Here is a 4,625-nt window from a genome sequence, read left to right as displayed (position 1 = left end):
TAGCAATTTCCCAAGCGTTTAATTTTGATTGTTGATTTTGCCTTGCGTTTGGATGAATAACTTGTACTACTTTATCTCCAAAATGCAGCTTTAAAAAAGCGTGAGTATCATTACCCAATGCTAAAATATGAGTTGGTTTAATAATATCAAATTCCGATTTTAAGAAGGTAATATTATCCTCTAGCGCTGCTTTTGTCCAAAATGTTTTTCTGGCATTAATATCTGCAGCACCTTTGGAATCTTTAACTTCATACTCTTTTACAACATCTGTAAAATATAGATAACAATCTTGTCTTTGAAATAACGATTCGAAACATCTATAATATTTATTTTTCTCTGTCCAATATTCTATTCCAAATGGAGTGCCAAAAACAAACTTACCAGAACGGTTTATATTGTATTTTGAATTGGAATCTCTTGGTTCTAATCCTAAAATAGCCAATCGATACGTTGCCTTTTCCGAACCAAAACTTATCGGTAAATCAACGCGAATATCACCATTTTGACATTCAATTTTTTCCTTTTGAACGCTTTGATTACTTCCATTACTAAACAATTTATTTTGATTGATTAAAGTAGTAGCTATTTCGTAAAAGTCTTGAAAATTATATCTTTTTTTATATAATTCTTTAATTTTTATATTGTCCATTTTATATTTCAATTAACGGATTATTATAACTTTCTTGATCATTTATTGTTTCAGCTATTTTTTCGTAATTTTTTGAATAATTACCCCAGTCCTCATCATAATCTTCATTATTTACATTAACTCTTAAACAGTAAAGTACATCCTCAATGGCCCAAGCCAAAGCATCCCCAAAACCGCTCGTTTCAGCTTCGATAGTATAAATATTTTCATCTTCCAATGGTGAGATAATTAAATATCCTATATCCTCATTATCTAACTCTTCGCTATAAAATGCCCTAACAATACTTGCATATAAAACAGTTCGCAAAATATTAATAAATTTAATGAAATGAATTTTTTCTGATGACTTATAATCTGAATTATAACTTAATATTAATTCTTCCAATGTAATCCCCATATCTTCTAAAATCAAATTAAAAAGACTTACTTTGTCATCTTCTTCATTCCATGCAAAAAGACTACTTTGAGAATCAAAATACATGCATTGTTTACTAAATATACGAGTTGACATTTCATCAGCAAATTGTGAATCGCTATAAAAACCGTTAATATCACCATCCAATTCTCCATCATCTATAAGCCAATCCAATTGATATAACTTCTGGAAATAAGCTGGAAGTAGCCATAAAAATTCTTGATTTTCTCTAACAAAATCCAATAACTGTTTAGAAAATTCTTCCTTAATTTCTGGAGATTGAGCTACTAATTGATCTAATATTTCAGAAATTTCATCATTACCTGTGTAAATATTTAATTCAAAAGAACTGATTTTTGTAGATTCAGATTTTATTGAATCACCGTTCAGTTTTCCAACCCATTTCCCCCGCATCGGACCCGGTTCCATTCCATTTTTCCATTTGGCTTCAAATCCACTTTCATGGAAAGTAACTTCAATGAGCCCACTTGCATTTACTTTTGTATTGTGAAATGTTCCCTTAAGCACATTTCCTTCAATAAAACCTGTAAACGTTCCATCGTTGTGGGTACCTGTAATACTATCTTTTTTACCTTCTGTAAAAATTATTGAATTAGGTCCGTTATCTATTGAATAGACTGTTTTTAATTGAATCATTCATTATAGTTTTTGAACGTCAAATGACGATAAATTCAATTCCATAGACTTTGGCTTCTTTCCGATTTTTTCTAAGTACTTACTTACATCAGAATAATGTAGTGAAGAAGATGATATTTCAATAACAATTGTTTCTCCTTCTTTTAATGTTTCCCAAGCTGCTGATCTTTTTTTTGTTAATATAAATTTTGCCATAATAAATATATTTCTACTCTTACTCTTGTGGCTTTTCAGAATACGCCCCGTTTTTTTTATGTGGGTTCTGGTCTCCACAATTTGTTTAATTATTGTAAAAATAAGAAGTATAACTATCTGGATTTAGTTTAAGTTGGTTCAAGTTAAAGGTAAAAAACCGTTTGGGAAATTTCAGTTGCAAAAAAGGTAACTTTTTGCCGAAAAGTAAACTTTACTACCAAAAACGACTATAAAAAATGTATCGTTTCAAAAGAGATGGTGTATAGATACTCCATAGATAGTGTATAGATAGTGTATGGATAGTGTATGTAAACTGTATTAAATAGAAAATTAAAAACAAATTTAGGACTTTGCTAAACAGTATAATAATGTAAAATAAACGCTCCTGTAGCAATGATTAAAATTGCCATTCCGTTTTTAAGCGTAAGTTGTTCTCGAAATATCAACTTAGATAATAAGATAGTAGTTAACGGACTAGCCAAAAATAAGACACTAGAAACAACAGGATTTGTAATTTTCAATCCTAAAAAACTAAAAAGTAAGGCAAGAAAAATAATAAACGCCATTAATATGACTCTTAAAAAATAATTTTTACAAACTTCTTTAATTTTTATTGTTTTGAACTTAAATATCGTTAAGACAAAAGCCGTAATAAAAACAACAATCTCCTGATTGGAAATAATTAATAATGGCGGAATGTCACTTTTTAAATTTTTCCAATTCACTAATGAAGATACTGAAAAACTCATTGTCATTAAAAGCAATAAGGCGTGTTGTTTTATAGTGATTTTTATGTGAGCTTCTTTATTGGAGTATATATAAAAAATAAAACCCATGAGTATTAAAATCAATCCAAAAATAGATTGCGTAAACACCACTCTCTCAAAAAACCATAAATATAGAGAAGTAAAAACTATACCTAATAAATTATAAATACCCAACCATTGTAAAGAGGCTTTTTGGATTACAGAAAGCATAGAAAACAAGCCAATTACGCCAAAAATAGAGCCGGTTGTAATTCGTAAAATCAGTTGAGGATTTACAACTGTTTCGCTATGAAAATAAAAAAAAAGAATTAATGCAACAGTACTTGTAAAAAAGGCACGGTACGCAACCAAAAATGAAACTGGTAGTTTTTCTAGATTTTTTTTCCACAAAACATTATTAAATGAAAATAATAATATGGACAGTAAAATATACAACATTATTTTAAAATATTTAATAAACCATTTGAATGCATCGGTTTTATTGTAGACAAGTTACTAATTTTTAGCGATTTAATTTTTATGTCATAAAGTGTATTAATCTTCTCTTCTAGTTTCACTAAATTTAACTGTTGAACAACTTCAATAAAGGTTTCATAAACTATATTTATCTCAATAATTAAATTGGATTTATTAAATTCATTTTCAATAAAATAATATACTTCATCTAAATAATCAATTATAGTATTTTTCTTAGCTTCGTTTAGATGCAAATACCACATTTTATAAGCTACATATCGCGCTTTTGGAAATATATAAATTGTATCAAGTTCATTGGAACTAATAGGTAAGCCATAAAGTTTTTTACCAATTTCTTTAGCTTTTAGAATATCATTAAAATAAAAATAACGGAACAAAACTGCATTCGCAAAAATATAATCTTGCAAATAATTAGTATCACTTGGATGCGTTGATTCTAAATAATATTGAAAACTATCTGTATAACCTTGAATTCGATGAAAAGGATCGTATAAAGATTCTAAAAGAATATTTCTTACAAAATCATGCTGCCCATATTTTTTAACAAAAGTTGAAAACGATGTGGTTTTTTGAAATGATATAAAAGCCCGAAGTCCAACATATTCTTTAGTTTTATAATTTTCGTGTGATACACTATCAAAAACATCAATTAAAGAGTTAAATTTCTCTTGATTTACAAAATCAGTAATAATTGTATCGAAGGTCTTGTTTAAGAAATTAGCATCCGTAAATAAATGCACGCTATCACAATAATTCACAAAGTTATCCCAAGAAACATATCCGCAGAATTGAGCCAATATATTTAAAGTATTTTTATACGGCTTGTGTTTGCCATTTGGACTAAGAAAAAAACGATATAAAGTAGATTCCGATAAGTATCCTTTTTTTTCACTAGCAATAATCTGACTTAATAATTTACACTCGTTTTTATTAGTGATATAGATACCTGTTTTGTTAAATATTTTATCTAGCAAAATCTTATCGTAATACATATTTTTTATTTTTTATAAAATTATAAAATATAAATGAAAGTTACAGTTCAAGTTAGTTCAAGTTTAACCACCTATCTTAGACTAAATTCTTTAGCTAATGAAAGAAACAATTTAAATCCTGTTTTTTTAACGTGAAGTTTTATGTTTTTTAAGGCATTACGATTTGTTTCAATTGCTTTTTCTGAAAAACTAATTTTTAATTTGGTATAATAATAAAACAAAGATAAGTAATCATAATAGCCTATTTCAACTAATTCCAATTGCACTAACTCTAAATTTCGCTTGGCTCTAGAATAGGATTTTGCATGCCAATTACTATTTGACAAACCAATTAAATAAATAGCACTTGTTGTAGTAGATGACCATACATCCGACTCAAAAAGTTCTTCGTAATACGTATCTAATATCAATTTTAAAAACTCATATTCATTTTTAATTAGTAATGCAGGAATTATTTCTTCTAAGAAAAAACT

5 protein-coding genes and 1 pseudogene are annotated in these 4,625 nt (G+C 27.8%); all 6 read right to left on the bottom strand.

Going from position 1 to position 4,625, the window contains the following annotated elements; translation table 11 throughout:
• A partial coding sequence (locus ABWO04_RS09890; RefSeq protein ID WP_353079550.1) for a uracil-DNA glycosylase family protein occupies positions 1-649 on the bottom strand: 649 nt, incomplete at its 3' end.
• Position 650: 1 nt separating this feature from the next.
• On the bottom strand, positions 651-1,721 hold the full coding sequence (locus ABWO04_RS09885; RefSeq protein ID WP_353079549.1) for a hypothetical protein: 1,071 nt from the start codon (positions 1,719-1,721) through the stop codon (positions 651-653).
• Positions 1,722-1,724: 3 nt separating this feature from the next.
• Positions 1,725-1,916 carry a hypothetical protein gene (locus ABWO04_RS09880; RefSeq protein WP_291241866.1) on the bottom strand — a complete coding sequence of 64 codons (192 nt, stop codon included), beginning with the start codon at positions 1,914-1,916 and terminating at the stop codon, positions 1,725-1,727.
• Between the two features lie 353 nt (positions 1,917-2,269).
• The gene (locus tag ABWO04_RS09875) at positions 2,270-3,121 is read right to left on the bottom strand and encodes an EamA family transporter (protein ID WP_353079548.1); all 852 of its coding nucleotides are present in this window, start codon (positions 3,119-3,121) and stop codon (positions 2,270-2,272) included.
• Entirely contained in the window at positions 3,121-4,152 is a 1,032-nt protein-coding gene (locus ABWO04_RS09870) for a hypothetical protein (RefSeq protein ID WP_353079547.1), read from the bottom strand. The genes ABWO04_RS09875 and ABWO04_RS09870 overlap by 1 nt, the downstream gene beginning before the upstream one ends.
• 71 nt (positions 4,153-4,223) lie before the next feature.
• Positions 4,224-4,625: pseudogene (locus ABWO04_RS09865) on the bottom strand (hypothetical protein); the annotation flags it as partial.

The sequence above is a fragment of the Flavobacterium sp. genome (assembly GCF_040382755.1).
Taxonomy (GTDB): Bacteria; Bacteroidota; Bacteroidia; order Flavobacteriales; family Flavobacteriaceae; genus Flavobacterium.
The sequence above is the reverse complement of the archived record's forward strand: the minus strand, read 5'-3'. Positions and strand labels throughout refer to the sequence as shown.